This is a genomic window from Blautia coccoides (assembly GCF_034355335.1).
GTDB lineage: Bacteria > Bacillota > Clostridia > Lachnospirales > Lachnospiraceae > Blautia > Blautia producta.
In genome coordinates this window covers 2,151,113-2,168,423 of record NZ_CP136422.1, presented here as the reverse complement: position 1 = coordinate 2,168,423, position 17,311 = coordinate 2,151,113, and the positions used below count along the sequence as shown (strand labels likewise).

18 protein-coding genes and 1 pseudogene are annotated in these 17,311 nt (G+C 39.6%); 8 read left to right on the top strand and 11 right to left on the bottom strand.

Translation table 11 applies throughout. The features are described 5' to 3' along the window. Positions 1 to 283: 283 nt before the first annotated feature. The gene (locus tag BLCOC_RS09550) at positions 284 to 925 is read left to right on the top strand and encodes a helix-turn-helix domain-containing protein (RefSeq protein WP_115625139.1); all 642 of its coding nucleotides are present in this window, start codon (positions 284 to 286) and stop codon (positions 923 to 925) included. A 344-nt stretch (positions 926 to 1,269) separates the two neighbouring features. On the opposite strand, the gene BLCOC_RS09540 is transcribed toward BLCOC_RS09550, so the two are convergent. Both BLCOC_RS09540 and BLCOC_RS09535 read right to left on the bottom strand, forming a co-directional pair. Continuing rightward, on the bottom strand, positions 1,270 to 1,611 hold the full coding sequence (locus BLCOC_RS09540; protein ID WP_065530661.1) for a winged helix-turn-helix transcriptional regulator: 342 nt from the start codon (positions 1,609 to 1,611) through the stop codon (positions 1,270 to 1,272). Between the two features lie 328 nt (positions 1,612 to 1,939). Then, positions 1,940 to 3,115 (bottom strand): IS110 family RNA-guided transposase, encoded by a 1,176-nt coding sequence (locus BLCOC_RS09535; protein WP_115622538.1) that lies wholly within the window; start codon positions 3,113 to 3,115, stop codon positions 1,940 to 1,942. Positions 3,116 to 3,377: 262 nt separating this feature from the next. Here BLCOC_RS09535 and BLCOC_RS09530 point away from each other — a divergent pair, with 262 nt between their 5' ends. Together BLCOC_RS09530 and BLCOC_RS09525 are read left to right on the top strand one after the other, a co-directional pair. Continuing rightward, a complete protein-coding gene (locus BLCOC_RS09530; protein WP_165907317.1) occupies positions 3,378 to 4,736 on the top strand; it encodes an MATE family efflux transporter in 1,359 nt (452 codons plus the stop codon). A 56-nt stretch (positions 4,737 to 4,792) separates the two neighbouring features. Then, positions 4,793 to 5,230, top strand: a complete 438-nt coding sequence (locus BLCOC_RS09525) for a winged helix-turn-helix domain-containing protein (protein ID WP_115625137.1) — start codon at positions 4,793 to 4,795, stop codon at positions 5,228 to 5,230. A 162-nt stretch (positions 5,231 to 5,392) separates the two neighbouring features. Here the strand turns inward: BLCOC_RS09525 and BLCOC_RS09520 are convergent, their stop codons facing one another. Then, positions 5,393 to 6,016 carry an HAD family hydrolase gene (locus tag BLCOC_RS09520; RefSeq protein ID WP_115625136.1) on the bottom strand — a complete coding sequence of 208 codons (624 nt, stop codon included), beginning with the start codon at positions 6,014 to 6,016 and terminating at the stop codon, positions 5,393 to 5,395. Between the two features lie 192 nt (positions 6,017 to 6,208). On the opposite strand from BLCOC_RS09520, the gene BLCOC_RS09515 reads away from it, so the two are divergent. Together BLCOC_RS09515 and BLCOC_RS09510 are read left to right on the top strand one after the other, a co-directional pair. Beyond that, complete coding sequence (locus BLCOC_RS09515; protein WP_115625135.1) at positions 6,209 to 6,742, top strand: PadR family transcriptional regulator; 534 nt, start codon at positions 6,209 to 6,211, stop codon at positions 6,740 to 6,742. A gap of 76 nt (positions 6,743 to 6,818) precedes the next feature. Beyond that, entirely contained in the window at positions 6,819 to 7,895 is a 1,077-nt protein-coding gene (locus tag BLCOC_RS09510) for an alpha/beta fold hydrolase (RefSeq protein ID WP_115625134.1), read from the top strand. 65 nt (positions 7,896 to 7,960) lie between these two features. On the opposite strand, the pseudogene BLCOC_RS27550 reads toward BLCOC_RS09510, so the two are convergent. The 6 genes and pseudogenes from BLCOC_RS27550 to BLCOC_RS09480 all read right to left on the bottom strand — a co-directional run bounded on the left by BLCOC_RS27550 (position 7,961) and on the right by BLCOC_RS09480 (position 12,180). Then, a pseudogene (locus BLCOC_RS27550) lies at positions 7,961 to 8,731 on the bottom strand (carboxymuconolactone decarboxylase family protein). Between the two features lie 66 nt (positions 8,732 to 8,797). After that, positions 8,798 to 9,892: an aldo/keto reductase gene (locus BLCOC_RS09500; protein WP_115625133.1), complete on the bottom strand. Its 1,095-nt coding sequence runs from the start codon at positions 9,890 to 9,892 to the stop codon at positions 8,798 to 8,800. A 79-nt stretch (positions 9,893 to 9,971) separates the two neighbouring features. After that, positions 9,972 to 10,382: a cupin domain-containing protein gene (locus BLCOC_RS09495; RefSeq protein WP_029469708.1), complete on the bottom strand. Its 411-nt coding sequence runs from the start codon at positions 10,380 to 10,382 to the stop codon at positions 9,972 to 9,974. Positions 10,383 to 10,422: 40 nt separating this feature from the next. After that, positions 10,423 to 10,920, bottom strand: a complete 498-nt coding sequence (locus BLCOC_RS09490; protein WP_018596240.1) for a flavodoxin — start codon at positions 10,918 to 10,920, stop codon at positions 10,423 to 10,425. A 175-nt stretch (positions 10,921 to 11,095) separates the two neighbouring features. Continuing rightward, positions 11,096 to 11,695, bottom strand: a complete 600-nt coding sequence (locus BLCOC_RS09485) for a TetR/AcrR family transcriptional regulator (protein ID WP_018596239.1) — start codon at positions 11,693 to 11,695, stop codon at positions 11,096 to 11,098. An 80-nt stretch (positions 11,696 to 11,775) separates the two neighbouring features. Then, complete coding sequence (locus BLCOC_RS09480) at positions 11,776 to 12,180, bottom strand: dihydropteridine reductase (protein WP_115625132.1); 405 nt, start codon at positions 12,178 to 12,180, stop codon at positions 11,776 to 11,778. Positions 12,181 to 12,738: 558 nt separating this feature from the next. Between BLCOC_RS09480 and BLCOC_RS09475 the strand changes: the two genes are divergently transcribed. After that, on the top strand, positions 12,739 to 13,662 hold the full coding sequence (locus tag BLCOC_RS09475; protein WP_115625131.1) for a LysR family transcriptional regulator: 924 nt from the start codon (positions 12,739 to 12,741) through the stop codon (positions 13,660 to 13,662). 125 nt (positions 13,663 to 13,787) lie between these two features. Here BLCOC_RS09475 and BLCOC_RS09470 read toward each other — a convergent pair whose 3' ends face one another. Next, a complete protein-coding gene (locus BLCOC_RS09470; RefSeq protein WP_029469713.1) occupies positions 13,788 to 14,351 on the bottom strand; it encodes a DUF2798 domain-containing protein in 564 nt (187 codons plus the stop codon). Positions 14,352 to 14,659: 308 nt separating this feature from the next. Here BLCOC_RS09470 and BLCOC_RS09465 point away from each other — a divergent pair, with 308 nt between their 5' ends. Together BLCOC_RS09465 and BLCOC_RS09460 are read left to right on the top strand one after the other, a co-directional pair. Further along, positions 14,660 to 15,385: a LytR/AlgR family response regulator transcription factor gene (locus BLCOC_RS09465; RefSeq protein ID WP_115625130.1), complete on the top strand. Its 726-nt coding sequence runs from the start codon at positions 14,660 to 14,662 to the stop codon at positions 15,383 to 15,385. After that, entirely contained in the window at positions 15,375 to 16,685 is a 1,311-nt protein-coding gene (locus BLCOC_RS09460) for an ATP-binding protein (protein WP_115625129.1), read from the top strand. Before BLCOC_RS09465 ends, BLCOC_RS09460 begins: the two co-directional genes overlap by 11 nt. Here the strand turns inward: BLCOC_RS09460 and BLCOC_RS09455 are convergent. Beyond that, the gene (locus BLCOC_RS09455; protein WP_115625128.1) at positions 16,663 to 17,310 is read right to left on the bottom strand and encodes an ABC-2 transporter permease; all 648 of its coding nucleotides are present in this window, start codon (positions 17,308 to 17,310) and stop codon (positions 16,663 to 16,665) included. The two genes, BLCOC_RS09460 and BLCOC_RS09455, sit on opposite strands and share 23 nt — an antisense overlap. Between the last annotated feature and the right edge of the window lies 1 nt (position 17,311).

The following is a 17,311-nucleotide window of genomic DNA, read 5'->3' as shown; positions in this document are numbered from 1 at the left end:
TTCTTAACGCTCACGAGCCTTTGGGAGGCTCGTGGCTAAACGGAACAGCCCCAGTCAGAAACCCTGTTTTCGGTCTGATAGTCCATGCTTATTCATGCTATCAAAGTGAAAATATCTTCTCTATATGCTTACTCAAGCGTGTGATTGACCCTAGCGTGCTTAATCGCTCTATCTGATATGATAATAACGCCAGCAGAATTACTTGTCAAGAACTTTATCTTGATTTTTCGGAAGATAATAAGTATAATAGGCTTATACTACACATAAAAGGAGAAGATATGCCATGAATTATAAGCATTTGGGACAGAATATACAGACCGTCAGAAAACTAAAGAGAATGAAACAACAGGAACTTGCAGACGCTATCGGTATCAATTTACAGAGTTTATCCAAGATTGAACGAGAGGTAAATTATCCCACTTTTGAAACCTTAGAAAAGATAATGGCTGTGCTGGAAGTTGCACCCAATGAAATGTTGTCAGGAGAATGGAAGTATCACACCCATATCGAAAAAGAAGTGTGCCAGTTCTTGAAAGAAGAAGAACGGCTGAATGCTGAATTAAAGCATGGACATTATGATAACTTCTTTGACAGTGAGGAAGAATGGCTTGATTATGAGTTAGAACAATTACGGAAATACATTACAGACTATATCAATGACGAGGACATTCAATCGTCCGACCTTTACCCAATCAAAGAGTTTGTTCAGCACTTGAAGTTTCAGAAGATTTTAGACCGCTATGATGAATTTTACAGCCTTGATATGTTCGGGGAAAGCACAGAAGGACACAAGAACATAAATCCATACTACGCCATAAGAAAGGTGTACGAGGGTTACAATTATGACTATATAGAAGGTAGGAAAATCTTATCACAAATGCCATGTATCGAAGAATTTGAAGATTTTGATGATGAGGACGAGTAACCTTTTTCCTCTTGTGAGAAGATACCGCAAACAAAAAGCCCAGTAAAGAGTGCAACGCACCACCTATGGTGGCAAGGCTCTTGACAGGGCTTTTTCTTTACTGTCTTGAGGTAATCAAGAGGAATAAAGGGATAGTATGTTGAAGTGTTTACAACAGACGGGGGGGACTGTCAAAGCGAGCATGTCCGTGAAGATTATTGACAGTCAGACAAAGGCAACACAAATTTCACAGTATGAATTGACCTTATATAAAAATGATAACTGGATGATTATAAAATAATGATGAAAAGGCTTGAAATAACATTCTATATGTTTATTACAAGCCTTTATTTATCTGTTTAAAACTAAGTTATATGATTTGTATTAGGAAAATGTGATTTACCCCATTGTTTCATTTGCTCTAAAATAGGCACAAAAGTTTTTCCTAAATCAGTTAATGAATATTCGACCTTTGGGGGGATTTCTTGATAAACATATCGTGTAATAAAGCCATCTGCTTCTAATTCTCTAAGTTGTTTTGTCAATGTTGATTGCGTTATATTGCCTATTTGTCGTTGCAATTCTCCAAATCGCCTTGTTTTAAGCGATATATAATACAAAATTTCTATTTTCCACTTACCACCTAAAACACTTTGTATTTTAGCTATTGTTTCACAGCGTTCAATCTCTGTTGCATTATTTTTCATGAAACTATCTCCTTTTGCTCTAAGTATATCGTAAATCAGTCACAAAGACAATATACCATATTTTTTAATACTTAATAGTAAAAAAGATACTATAATCATTAAAAAACAGTACTTTTAATTTTTAACGTGCAATGCTAACATAAGCACAGCTAGACAAAAAACATAAAAAAGACTAACTATTAAAGAAAGTCAATAAATAGTTTCAAAAACAGAGATGTTTTGAGTATAGTGGCGATGACTTATTCATCGCAATCAGTACCTTGAAAATTGCATGACAAATAGAGCATCGAGTATGATGCTCTGACAAGAAGATATGATGTTGGAAGAATTAGATTGCTTTTTGGTATTGCTGTCCAGTGCGTTCGAGATGATAAATTAGCCGAACTAGTTTCTTGGTCGCGTGAGACATTGCAACATAGTAATGCTTGCCTTCAGCTCGTTTCTTGGCAAGATAAGCCTTGTAGGTTGGATCCCATAGACAAACATATGCGGTTGCATTAAACAGAGCATATCTAAGGTATCTAGAACCACGTTTTTCCATTCTGGCATAACAGTTATCTAACTGGCCGGATTGATAGGTAGAAGGCGACATTCCTGCATAAGCAAGGATCTTATCTGGAGAGTCGAATTGGCTAAAGTCACCTATTTCAGCAATAATCATGGCACCCATTCGATAGCTGATTCCAGGAATGCTAAGGATTGGAGAATTGATTTCATCCATGATGACTTTAATCTCGTTTTCAATCTCTTCGATTTCAGAATCTAGCTCTCTAATGAGCTTAATGGTGTGCTTTAATTCAAGCGATTTAGCTGGCATATTTGAACCGATAGAGGTTCTTGCAGCCTCTCTAAAAGCGATAGAGGTTTCTTTTGTGTAGTGGCCTTTAGATGCGGTTTCAAGAAGATTTGAAAGTCTTGTGAGATGTGCATTAGCTACCTGTTTTGCACCAGGAAATTCGTAGAGTAACTCATAAACAGAATTCTGATGAAGTGTTGGAACAAGCTTTTCTAACTCAGGGAAAAGGATACATACAAGACGGGATATAGATGTTTTAAGCTTCGCGCGTTCTTTAACTTTATCAAAACGATAGCGAGTAAGTGACTTAAGCTCTTCGTTGTGATACGATGTGTCTGAGTAGGACTTTAAGTTCACGTCAGACATTAGCATAGAAGCAATTGTATGGGCATCAACTTTATCCGTTTTCGTCTGTCTAAGGCTTAGACTTTTTCTGTACAGATTAGTATGTAACGGGTTGATAACAAAGGTGGCCAGACCTTTATCAAGCAGATATCCGAGAAGATTGTAACTATAGTGTCCAGTGGCTTCTAGGCCTACTTTTACTTTAGAAGCATCTTCCATAACGGATTCTATTTTCTGATAAAGCTCGTCGAACCCATCGAGATTGTTTTTGATGGTAAAAGCCTTGAAAAGGACTTCGCCATCAGAGTTTGTGATAAAGCAATCATGCTTATCTTTTGCGACATCAATTCCTACGTAAATCATATAGGACCTCCTGATATAAAGTATTGATACTGTCTTAAGATCCACAGGGCTCCTTGCAATCGTAACCTACTTCTTGATAAACCGTCATGCGGTAACTAACTGATTAACAAATAAACAAAGAGACTGTGGTTGGAGCCTTTTTTAAACCATCAAGTGGTAGGAGGTGATAACCAATCCACAGTATCTTAAAATAGCATAGTCAAACCTGTAGAAAAGGTAAAGAAAGACTATGACTTTATATAATAGTAGGAGTGTATTAGCAATGTCACATGGAGCAAATGTATTTGAGTATGGTATGTTTTCTAAAAAATCTTTAAGAAGAATAATCATACCCTTAATAATTGAGCAGGCTTTAATGCTGTCAGTAGGAATGTTTGATACTCTTATGGTATCATACGCTGGGGAAAGTGCAGTATCTGGTGTATCACTGGTCGATAGTATTAACACCTTACTCATCTTCCTACTAACAGCCCTTGCTACTGGTGGAGCAATAGTAGCTGGTCAGTATTTGGGTAGTAAGAATTTAGAAAAAAGTAATCAAGCTGGTGAACAGCTTATAATTTCCAGTTTAGGCATATCTGTAATTTTTTCGGTTATTTGCTTAATTTTCAATCAACAACTTTTATCTCTGTTTTTCGGAAATATAGACGCTACTGTAATGAGCAATGCAAGAACATATTTTTATATAACTGCCATTTCATTTCCTTTCGTTGCTGTTTATAGTTCTGCTTCAGCTTTATTTAGAGCGATGGGTAATACAAAAAATGCAATGGTAAATTCATTTGTTATGAATATCATTAACATAGTAGGTAATGCGTTATTTATATATATGATACATCTTGGTGCATTTGGTGTTGGTTTATCTACTTTACTTTCAAGGGTTATTGCAACTATAACAATTATGATAATGTTACGTAATCAAAACTTGTCTATTACAATACGTTCATACAAATTTTGGGATATAGATTTAAAAATGATTAAAAGTATTTTTAAAATTAGTATTCCTGCCAGTCTTGAAAATAGTGTCTTTCAAATTGGAAGAATTATATTAACAAGTCTTATCGCTATGTTTGGTACAAGTGCAATTACAGCTAATGCAGTAACTGGTAGTTTACTTAATGTCGCAACGATACCAGGACAGGCATTGGGTCTGGCTATGACTACAGTTGTTGCACAATGTGTCGGTGCTAAAGAATTTGAGCAAGCTGTCAAATATTCTAAACATTTGCTTAAATCTTCATGGCTATATATGTTTTTATTCAATTTTGGAATATTTATATTATTGAAGCCAATACTAAGCCTTTATAATCTATCAGAAGAAACCTTTTCCCTTTCACTAATAGTTATGATTATGCACATTGCTGGTTGGATAACTGTATGGCCTATGTCATTTACATTGCCTAATACATTTAGAGCAGCAGGGGATGTCAAATATCCTATGTTTATCTCTGCTATTTCAATGGTTGTATTTCGTATTGGTTTCAGCTATATATTAGCATATGGTTTAGGTATTGGTGTTCTTAGCGTATGGATAGCCATGCTTATGGATTGGACATTCAGATGTATTTGTTTCTATTGGCGTTGGAAAAGTAACAAATGGAAACAGTATGCAGTTGTTTAGGAAAGCTTAGATGTTTTCGGAATGCTTTTGTTTATCCATAACAATGATTTCATGTAATGTTGGAAAAAGTAGGTGATAAAAATGGGAAAATAGTAGTAATTGAATTTCATGAAAATGAAGAAGCTGTCTTTCAACAAACTATAGAATGGTTATCTCATAATTTGTCATACTATCCTATCACTATGACTGAACGTAAGCTTGATTTATTCATAGCCCCCTTTACTAGAACCTATACTTCTGAAAGCGGTGAAAACGTATATCTGACTGCTAAAGAATTTGACTTACTCTATTTTCTCTTTTGCTATAAGGGGCAGGTATTTACGAAAGACCAACTATATGAAAATGTCTGGGGCTTTCACAATGCCCCAGAGGGAAGCAACCTTACATCATTCATACAGAAGCTAAGAAAGAAAATAGAGCCGTCCCCAGACAATCCGCAGTACATACTAACTGTCTGGGGTGTTGGCTATAAATTCAACGAAGAAAAACCGTAGATTGTAATTCACAGTATGTGATTTACAGCTACGGTTTTATCATCATATCAAGGCTCATTCAATCGTGGTAAATTCGTGGTAAAATGAGTGTTTTTCAGTTATGAAACTGTTTATAAATGCAGTATTTATGCTGATAATTCAAAATCTTATTATATAATTGTATTAATCGAGTATATCTAAAAGATTATCTGTATCAACAGAAAAGGAAGCTTTCCTCTTGACTTCATCCGATGCATTTAAAGCAATTGATTTTCCACAACATTTAAAAACCGGTATGTCTGTTGAACCATCCCCAACTGCAACACATTCAGATGGTCTAATATTGTTCTTTTTGCAAAAATCATTAACGCAGTTTACTTTATTTTCTGCTTTTATATAGTCAATAATTTCCCCTGTGAATTTACCGTCTACGACTTCATAATTGCTTCCATAATATCCATAAAAGCCATAAATATCAGATACTGCCTTTGCTACCTGAACAGGCCCAACCGTAATCAGAATACATTTTATCCTTAGCTTATGCAGATAATCCACTGTTTCACGAATACCTTTTAATGGCCTGGCAATTTCCAAAAAACGGCTTTTGATCTCACTTTCCTTTAAGCCTGTAAATAGTTTTGCTCTGCGGTAGTCTGCTGTAATATAATCCAACTGTCCACTTTCTTCTTGTTTCTGGATAATGGCATGTTCTTCCTCCCTGCCGTTCAAAATACAGGGCAGCATAACTGAATGAACTTCTCTTATTAATGTATCATCTAAATCAAAACAAATCAGTTTTGTTTTCATATCTTTCACCCCTTGTCCGTTTTATTTAATTCTCCGCCAAACACAGACATCCGCTGCTTCTCTTACTGTAAATTCCCACACAAAATCTGTCAAGTTATCCTGCCAATCCTTAAACCAATAAAATATCCCTTGACAAAATCACTTAATATTGTATACTCAACATTGAGTATACAATTAGGAGGTAAATATATCATGACAAAACTGCTTGTACTTGGACTATTAGACGCTCACCCCATGTCCGGCTACGATATTCAGCAAAAGATAAGTATGGCGGATGCAGAGAGATGGGGAGGCGTGCTGGTGGGTTCCATATACCACGCTTTAAAGAAATTGGAGCAGGAGAATTATATCGCATTAGCCGATGTCAAGCAGACAGGCCACAGGCAAAAAGCTGTATATGAAATTACCGACCGGGGCAAAGATTATTTGCAGTCTCTAATACTTGATTCCTTACGTACCTCATCTGTCCTGTACCCTACCACACTATACAGCGGATTATCTCTCCTTGATAGAATCCCCCGTAAAAATGCTCTGAAAGCCCTGGAAGAGCAAAAAAGATCACTTGAAAAAGAGTACAATTTCCTTGAACAAGGTGAAAAGAAAAATGCAGACGCCGAAGAAGAGATTCCCCTCATATCAAAAATCACTATTGAGAATATGTTTGATATTATCAGACAGCAGCAACGATTCATTGATAAACTGATAAACGCAATTGAGCATATCTGAAAATTCAATCCCATAAACTGTGATGCACAGCCTGTCAGACCCAATTTTCAGATACACTCCGGAGGAATAAAATAGAATGAAAAACATTTTGCTCCTATTTACAGGATTCCTGTTAATAATTATCCTAACATTGATCACCGGCAAAATTATCAACGCATATAAATTCAAGATCCGCTCAAAAAAAGGAATACAAAAAACAGAATACATAACTATAGGCCAGATCCAACAGGATATACAAATCCGCGGACAGGATATTTCCAATCCCATCATTCTCATGCTTCATGGGGGACCCGGCAATAATATGGCATACTATTCCTATTATTGGCAGGCTGATCTGGAACGGGATTATACTATCGTCAACTGGGATCAGCGTGGCTGCGAAAATACTTATTACCGCAATAAAGACGCCCAAAAGCCCACTTTGGATTTACTGCTGCAGGACTTAGACGAGTTGGTGGATCATATTCGTTCCGAGTATCACAAGGAAAAGATTACGATCATGGGGCATTCCTGGGGGACCTTTCTCGGTGGTATCTATTCGGGAACACATCCGGAAAAAATATCCGCCTATATCCCCATAGGCCAAATGCTGGACTTCAAAAAATCAGAACAAGTATCCGCACGGGAAGCAATGCGTCTGGCAGATGCGGCGGGCAAACCCAAGGACTCACAGAAAATAGAGAAAAAGCTGGAGTTGATAATGTCCTGTCAAACCCTTGACAAACAAAACGCCAAAGAATTCCTAAAATTCCGGCAGCTAAAAGAAAAATATCTGCCTTCACAATACAGCAATAAAATGCTTTTACTCCAGTTGTTTTCCCCCTATATGACATTCCGTGATTTTAAATGGATGATAAACTTTAATGCGCTCATAGAATCAAACAGTGAACTGTACCAAGCGCTTTTATCGGACGAAAGATCATCCATGTATAACCACGATCCGCAATTTAAAGTTCCGGTGATCCTCATAGCCGGAGCTGATGACTGGACAACACCGTACAGCATGGCACTCAATTATTTTAACCATATTTCCCCGCCGGTCAAAGAGCTGATAACAATAGAAAATACAGGACATCTCCCCTTTATCGATAAGGCAGGTGAATTTTCTGAAATGTTGTTAAAAACATTAGATGATGTATGGTGCCGGGTATGAACGCGATTCTCCCGGCACCAAATTCTGTGAAAGGCAATACAACAAAGGCGGTGGAATGCTTTAACTCACCCATCATTGATATTACCGGAAGCTTTATCTACACACCGCAGCGCGTTCAGGCTTCTCGGATAACCGATATAAGGCAGACACTGGGAAATCACACGGATCAAAAACTGTTTGTCATTACCGATTTTCATATTCGCTGCCGCATGGCTGATCAACTGTGGTTCACATCCTCCCTGCGCCGCAAGAAAACAGAAAGTGATCATCTCTCTCTGACCATAGTTAAGGCCGCTTCTTGTATATATATCTCCAAAACAGTTATCTGCAAGCCACCGATTTATATGTCTGGATTCTTCCGGTCCTGACCGGTAAAAATCCTTCATTTCCTATCCGAAAATATCCACCTGCGCCCGAATCCCCTTCTCCAGTCTGTCTTTTCTTGTAGTGTTTGACTGTCCTTCAAGAGGCATCCTGACTCCCTTTTCCCTCAGAAATTCATTGGTTACCTTTAAAAACGGAAATACTCTGCCGATTCCAAGATAGGCCGCTGACTGATAGACAATCTCTTTGACCACCACCGGTGTCACACCAAAATTCATAGCTGCCGACAGCATTTCCCTGAACTCATCTATGGCCTGACATCCGATCAGTGCCGCAAGAATTGCCATGGATCTTGTCTTATCCTCAAGCTGCTGTCCGTCTTCATTGACAACTTCATCAAAGGCAAAGTTATCAAACCACTCCGTAAATTCCGGATCCGTCTCCGACAACGAGGCGTGGTATCCCGGTAACATTTTCTCATGATACTCTTTTGAACATTTCGTCTCTGCCATTATATTTCCTTCTTTCCTTATATTTCTTTCCTTATCGTCCCAGAAGGGTTTAGCATCTGCTCATCTTTATTCAAAAACCTTTGCTGTTTCTTTTAAATACTCGATCACCGGCAAATGCTGAGGACAAATTTTTTCACACTGTCCACACCTGATACAGTCAGATGCTCTGCCGTTATTTTTCGTATGTACCCCGTAATAATAATCACTGTTCCAGTCGCCGAACTGTTTTTTCGCATTAAAACATCCGAACAGATCAGGAATCTGTATATGTTTTGGACATCCGTCTGTACAATAGCGGCACGCCGTACACGGGATCGTATCCATAGTATTTAGGATTTCACATACACGTTTTACTGCTTTATACTCTTCCTCTTTAAAAGGCCTGAACGCTTTCATGACCGATACATTATCCTTCATCTGCTCCATGTCACTCATTCCGGAAAGCACTTTGAATACACCGTCAAAGGATGCCGCAAAACGAACCGCATAAGCTGCAGGACTTTCCCCGGTACCCAAATCCTCAAGTTCTCTCTTTGCCTCCTCCGGAAGTCTTGCCAGTCCTCCTCCCTTTACCGGCTCCATGACCAGTACCGGCTTGCCGTACTTTCTACAGACCTCGTATACTTTCCGGCTCTCCACGCTGGGGCTTTCGTAATCCATATAATTAAACTGGATCTGTACAATTTCAATCTCCGGATGCTCCTTCAGGATCATATCCAGTACATCTGCTTTATCGTGAAAAGAAATTCCCATATGCCGGATCTTCCCTTCCTCTTTCAGCTTCTGTACCACCTGATACGCATTGCACTTCATGAAGTGTCTGTATATATTTTCATCCTGCGCATGCATCAAATAATAATCAAAATATTCCACTCCTGTGGCTTTTAACTGTTGTTCAAACAATGGCCTGATATCGGACTCTCTTTCAAAGAAATGTACAGAGAGTTTATTTGTCAATGTATAGCTCTCTCTCGGGTATCGGGCGGCAAGACAGTCTCTGACAGCAGTCTCACTTTTCCCTCCCAGATATCCATGTGCCGTATCAAAATAAGAAAAACCTGCCTCCATATAGTAATCAATCATGCGGTTAAATTCTTCATAATTTACGTCGCTGCCGCTCATGGGCAGACGCATACATCCAAATCCCAGTTTATCTATCATCCTTGACCTGCTTTCTATTCTTAAATCCCAGTCTCACCAATAGTAGTCTGAAGTCCTATTCTCTCGTATCTTTTGCTTCTCATTTTAACTGTCCGTATTCCGCATCTGGGACAGGCTCGCACCATTCATTTCTGCAGTTCTCACCAGGCACTTCAATAGCCAGGTGCTGAAAAAAAGAGTCAGGAGCAGCCCCATGCCAGTGTTTCACCTCTGCCCGGATATGTACAATATCCCCCGGCTTCAGTTCTCTCGCCTCTTTTCCCCATTCCTGATAGTACCCCCTGCCTGCAGTCACAAGCAGCATCTGCCCGCCGCCCTTGTCTGCGTGATGAATGTGCCAGTTATTACGGCAGCCTGGTTCAAAAGTCACATTGCCGACCACCACCTGCTCAAGCGACAACATATTTAAATAGCTCTGACCGATAAAATACTTTGCAAACGCGTCATTTGTTTCCCCAATGGGAAATACACTCATTTCTTCCGGTTTCATGGATTCGTCCTCCTGTTTATTCCTGTCAACTGGCATGTGATCATAACCAACTTTTGATATCTTTTTCAGATCTGCTTACAGCTCCGCCGCGAATAGACAGCCCGGCTTCTACGTTAACGCCCGGACATAGCCGCTTGATGTCTTTTATGCTGCTGCCCATTCCGCTCCCCTCATGAGTGCAGAGAGGTTTGATCGTTTTTCCTGTAAAATCAAAATGCTCTAAAAACGTAAATACTGCCATGGGCATTGTGCCCCAATAGCTGGGATAACACAAATATATTTTTGAGTAGTTCAAATGTTCCGGATAAGATTTAAGCTCAGGGCGTGCATTCCGCTTTTGATCCGCTTGTGCCTGTGCAATGCACTCGTTATAATCTTTTGAATATGCCTGCACCGGTTCAATCTTAAACATATCCGCGCCCGTCAACTTCCGGATTATACCTGCTGCGACCTCTGTGTTGCCAATCTCAAGATTTTTTATCTCTCCGCTTACATAGTTCTCATATTTTCTTGAGAAATATACAATTAGTTCTGACATTACGCTTCCCTCCAATCTTTCTTACTCTGTATTGTATCCTGCGTCTCCTTTCTTTTGAATCTCCAATATGTCACCAGCGTATAAACTTATAGTTAATACCATCCCCTTAACGACCGGAAGGCATGTAAAATGCACAATAAAATAGCAGAGAACCAGGCCACTGTGGGATTCTCTGCTATTTAGATACGGATATGTCCGGTCTTACAATATGGTCAGAAATAATTTTGACGATCAGGTCCGCAGAATCTTTGCAGTCCTCTTTAATCCATTCATTTACAACACTCAATATTGCACCCATGTAGAATCGGAGAATATACTTTCTCTCGTTCTCCGGAATATTAAATCGTTCCAGTATGGGGTTTAAAACATGAAAGAACAATCCATCAAAATTATCCTGTAACCTGAGATCTGCTGATTTGCGCACTGCTGTCTGAAAGAGCCTTTTATTCTCCTGGATATATGTCAAATATGGGGACAAATACTTTGGTGTCACTAGATATAGCTCCTTCAAAGGGATATCCCCCATGTTCTCGATGAAGCTTTCTGCTCCCTGTGGAAAATATTCCAGAAACTGGGCGTTCATGTATCTGACACTTTCAGCCAGCAGATCTCCAATGGTTTCATAATGAAGATAGAAAGTAGAGCGGTTTACATTGGCTGTCTTGCAAATCTCTTTTACCGTAATATATTCAAAATCTTTGTGCTCCAGTAGATCAAGAAATGCCTTGTCCATTTTCACTGCAGTATTAAAATACTTGCTTTCTGATTTGTTCAAACCGCTCTCCTCCTCAAATTCCCCTGCCTTCTTTGGAATGTATCTAAAAATTATTTCCGTCAGGCTGTGCGCCACAAGATCTACCGCAAAGTAGGGCGTGCAGATTGTGAAAATGAAGTTTCAGATACACCTAAGTTCTCACTGATCTCCTTAGCCAACTGCATGATCTCAAATGCATATTTTTGTTTTCTGCTTTCACGCACTTTTATGTAAATAGGATAATTGATGCCCATTCCAAAAAGACCTATAACACCTATTATAACGCCCACCGCCATAGAGCTGGCCGTTCCGGCACCAATCACTCCCATAGAAATGCACATACCTGCTCCCATAAGTAATGCCGCCGCAATTCCTAATGTGTAAGCTAAAATCTCTGCCGGAAGCTTAACCCTCTGATCCAGTTTCTTCAGCGCGACTACCTTTGATGTATCTTTGGGCGCATATTCATTTGCAAGTGCCTCTGCATATATTTTATCTGTGTTCATGTCTTGAACCTCCTGTTTTTGATATACTCATTATAGGAGATTCAAAACAGGATCTGAACAACACGAATCCTCTTTTGTGTTGATTTCACAGCTTCTATTGCTCCGATCCCGCAAAATGTCCCGTACAACAGCCGTACAGCAATTTCCTGCGGCAAACAGTTTTCTTCACCATCATAAATTGCTTTCCCGTCATTCCTCCCGGGCACATTTCTATCTGACTGTATGTTAAATTTTATCGGTATAATTTATTCCCTATACAATTTCTGATCAAATAAATTATATCATAATTAATATGAAAGAACAGTATTGAATATTTATAAACATATATCCAATACTGCGCTATAAAGGTGTATTCTCCATTGATCCGAATAAATTTATCGCTGTTTTATCTGCCTCATCTGTTTTATCTGCCTCATCTATTTTATCTGTTTCGCCTCTATTTCAGCAGACCTGCCAAAGGGTTACAATATACTTCACATTTGCTTGACCCAAAATCTCCCATATGCTACCATTGTATAAACATTCAGTTTATGCAAAAGCAAAGAAAAGAGGTGTCCTATGTATAACCGAATACTCGATACTTTTATAGCAGTGGCTGACAGCGGGAGCTTTACAAAAGCCGCGGACTCCCTGTATATCTCTCCCACTGCTGTTATGAAACAAATGAATACATTGGAAAAAGATCTGAATCTGGTCCTGATGGAGCGTACCCCCTCCGGGATCTCTCTGACTGCTGCCGGTGCTGTCATTTATCGGGACGCAAAATTTATAATTGATTACTCGAAAAAATCAATGGCAGACGCCAGAGCTGCCATGCATCTGGCTGACACTACCTTTTGCGTGGGCACCTCATTGCTGAACCCTGCTAAGCCCTTTATGGATCTCTGGTATCGGGTGAACAAAGATTTTCCGGAATATAAACTTCATCTGGTTCCCTTTGAAGACAACCATGAAGGTATTCTTGCAGAAATAAGCCAGCTTGGAAAAAAATTTGATTTTCTGATTGGAGTATGCGATTCCAAATCCTGGCTCAGCCTCTGCAATTTCCTGCCGCTTGGAAGCTACCGGAAAATGGTTGCCGTGCCGAGAGAGCACCGCCTTGCCGGTAAAGAATCTATTACTGTTGAAGATTTGTATGGGGAAACGCTGATGATGGTAAAACAGAGGGATTCCGAGGTCAATGATCTCCTGCGCAGCGACCTCATGATCAATCACCCCAAAATTCATATAGAGGATACCCCGCAGTTTTATGACATGTCTGTCTTTAACTGCTGTGCAGAGAGCGGGAACGTCCTGCTTACGATTGAATGCTGGCAGGATGTTCACCCGGGACTGGTATCCGTTCCTGTCAGTTGGGATTACAGCATTCCCTATGGATTGCTGTACAGTCTGGAAGCACCGGAGGATGTATACCGGTTTGTCAATGAAGTGCGCAGGCTTAATAACATCAATAGTTCCCCTGCCAACCTCACAAAGAGGTAACTTTCCTGAAAAAGGATATTTCTTAGACTCTGATATTTCTAATCCTTTATGAATATTCATAAGCTTGATTTTCGGGAACCATTTGATGTTATTTTATGTTTAGAAGAGGATGTGCAACCGCATCCCTAATTAAGTACGTTCTGTGCCTGAATATCCTTTCGATACAAAAATTTGAACACACTTCTGATCAGCGGCTGAATAAAAAATAACTGTGTAAAAAAGGCAAAAGGCAGATTGAAACAGATCAGTTTAAGCCATTCAGCAAACAGCACTGCAATATTAAAGCCTGAATAATAAGGATAGTACAGCAATGAAGCAATGAAACTCATTGCAGGACACATCAATCCCACAGTAGCGCATATAATAGCTGTCTCAAATAAAACAGGGTGCGTCTTTGACGGGTCAAATACTTTAGATGCTAACTTATAAGAATATGGACTGCCCAGCAACATTTCCAATAAGTAAGCAAAACCGAACTCGACAAGTATAACTGCCCAAATCGGAAAATGACTCCCAAACATATAAATACCACCCTGCTTATTTATGGCAGCTAAGACATTTGTTGTACCTGTAAGCGACATCAATGTGCCGCCATTCACAACATACAAACTGTAAAAAACATACCCATGTACTGTAACCAGTACGGTAAGAAAGGCGTAAACCATTCTTTGAAATTGATTTCTTGGCATAATAACCACTCTCCTTAATTAATTTTGAACGCAAAAAAAACACATATATCCCCTTTTTAAATCCATACGATACTTACGTCCCGTAATCAGATTTACTTACCATAGGTAATACATGTGTCGTTTGCGTAAATACATTTTATCAAAAAGAATTTGTTTTGTCAAAACCCTTTTTCTGTTTCCTGCTAAACTTTTCTGGTTGTACCTGCAGTTCACAATATGATATAGTTAACCAATACAGGAACTCTATGAATTGCGCTCCGTTAAGCAGCCCTCGCTGTCTTAACTGATGAATCAATTGGGAGGTAATCATGATTCGTATTGCTGTGTGCGACGATGACACAGATTCTATCATAAATAATCAAATCATATTGAATAACTGCCTCAGCCGGCTCAAAGCCTTGGCCGAAATACAGACTTACAATAACGGAAAAATGCTGCTGAACGATATTTTAGAAGATAACAGCTATTATGATCTTATCCTGCTGGATATCGAAATGCCCGATATCAGCGGAATGGAAATTGTTCAGGCCATAAAACCTGCGCTTCCCAATGTAAAGGTCATTTTTATTACATCTCATGTAAAATACGCGATCGACAGCTTTGAATTGTCCATTTTCCGATATGTACCCAAAAATGACCTGGATAAGAGACTGACTTACGCTGTGACTGATGCGCTGAAGCTCATCATGTTAGAAGATGATAAAAGCTATACTGTGCTGACTGCAAACCGGATGGAAAAAGTGCGCTATAGCGATATCCTATATATCCTGCGTGACGGAAAAAATGCTGCACTCCACACCTGTCATGGTATCATCAAGGTTCGGAAAAGCCTGCTGACGGTATGCGGGGAATTGGAGAGCGAGGAATTTATATTTATCGAACGCGGATGCATCATAAATCTGATACATCTGACCCAGATAAAAAACAGCAGTGTTTATCTGAGAGACGGTACCATACTTCCAATCAGCCGCTCCCATCTCCAGGATGTGAAGATGGCGGTCAATTCCTATTGGGGGAACACATATGATGATTGATATCCTTGAATTTCTGCTTTTATTTTCTGCGGTACTGTGCGGTGTTCTCTGGATCGGAAAGCTGTACGGTGATGACAATGGGAGACACGCGGCATGGGCAGGGATTTCGACTATAGCCGCGGCAATACTATGTCTTTACAGCAGCACAAAGAACGCTGCCGTCTCTGCCGTTATCCTTTTGGCCGCTATTGTTGTTGTTTCAAAAATTTTGTATCACTTAGACTGGAAACTGCTACTGTACTCCGCTTGTTCCTATCTGAGCGCACTCTTTTTGCTTGATCTTATTTTTTATCTGCTATTATGCAGATATTTTTCTAAATCTCTTGTTTTTGGGCTTGTATTTTTAGTTGTCTGCCGGATTCCATTTTATCTGGCCCTTTTTGCCTCACATCGTTTATGGGAATTCATCAGAAATTCCTGTGATTATTATAAATCTATATACGGAACTTCTGTGGCGGCATTTTGCGGAATCACCATATTACTGCATCTGACGTTTGCCGGTCAGGATATAAAAACATTGGTCACCATCAGTATCATTGTGCTCACAGCTCTTTTTCTGCGAATTGCGCTTGCACACAGCCATGTAAAATACCGGCGCAAAAAAGAATTGCTGGATACCATTGAAATGCAAAAGGAATTGCTGGAACAGAACTATACTGCAGTAAACAATGCTTACTCTCAACATGCCAAACTGTTTCATGACTTTCACCGCCATTTAGAGATCATAAGACAGATGGCTCGCCAATATAACGCCCCGGAGCTATCTCAATATATTGATTCCATCATAAGTCCTGTACAGAATATATCCTCTATCGTATGGACCGGCAGCCAGACGGTTGATTATATCCTTAACAGCAAACACGCAAAAGCCAAAGCCGCCGGTATTTCTATGGAATTGAACATAGAATATCCCTATAACACCAATATAAAATCAAATGATCTGTGTACGATCCTTTCAAATCTTCTGGATAATGCACTGGAGGCTGCCGCGGCTGTGAGCAGGGAATCGACTCCCAAAGCATGCCAAATCATTCTTACCATACGGCGTATTCAAAATATTCTGGTCATCAAACTGGAAAACAGCAGCCCTGAACCGAAGTATACAACTGACGGAAATCTTGCCACAGCAAAAAAAGACGGGGACCTTCTGCTTCACGGCTGGGGTATGAAAAATATTGAAGCCGCAGTTCAAAAATACGATGGCGTTATCCAGACCGCTTATGAAGACCACATATTCCGTACTACCATCACTATGTACTTTGAAGGTGTAGAAATGTCTACCACTCTTTCTTCTCTGTGATCCGCACAGAGGTCCGAATTGAAATAACTACAATAACTGCAAGATAAAGAATGAGCAGGCATGAACCCAGGTACCTATTTTCTGCGATCCGGCTGAACAGGAGACTGGTGTTGATGTCTGCCTTTTCCACCACAAACATAGTCAAAAGGATTCCTGCTACTGGTACATACATAAAAACCCTCCCTTTAATAGGCCCAAATTTATAATATGCGGGAATCTGAAAGCAGACATATGTAATATAAAGCACCATGCCAGCCAGTGCTGCCATGATGATTTCCGGGATAGCTGCAGATATTCCCAACAGACCAAGGATCACCGGCTGCAGAATACTGGAAACGGTCACAGCTAAAAGCCCCATCAAAAACACATGCAGATATTTCCCGCAGACCAGTTCCTCCACGGATATAGGAAGGACCCTGTAAAGCCTCTGCATATTATTTTTATCTGCCACAGAAAACGTATATATGGATGACATTGCCATCATAAACATTGCAAATGAGATGCCCACAACCAATGTACGATAGAGCAGAATAAAAGCCAGCGGTATAAGAAGTGTAAAGCAGATGGATTTATAGTAATATTTCAAAAGTTTAAAGTCTAATTTAGCAGCCTTCCATATTTTCATG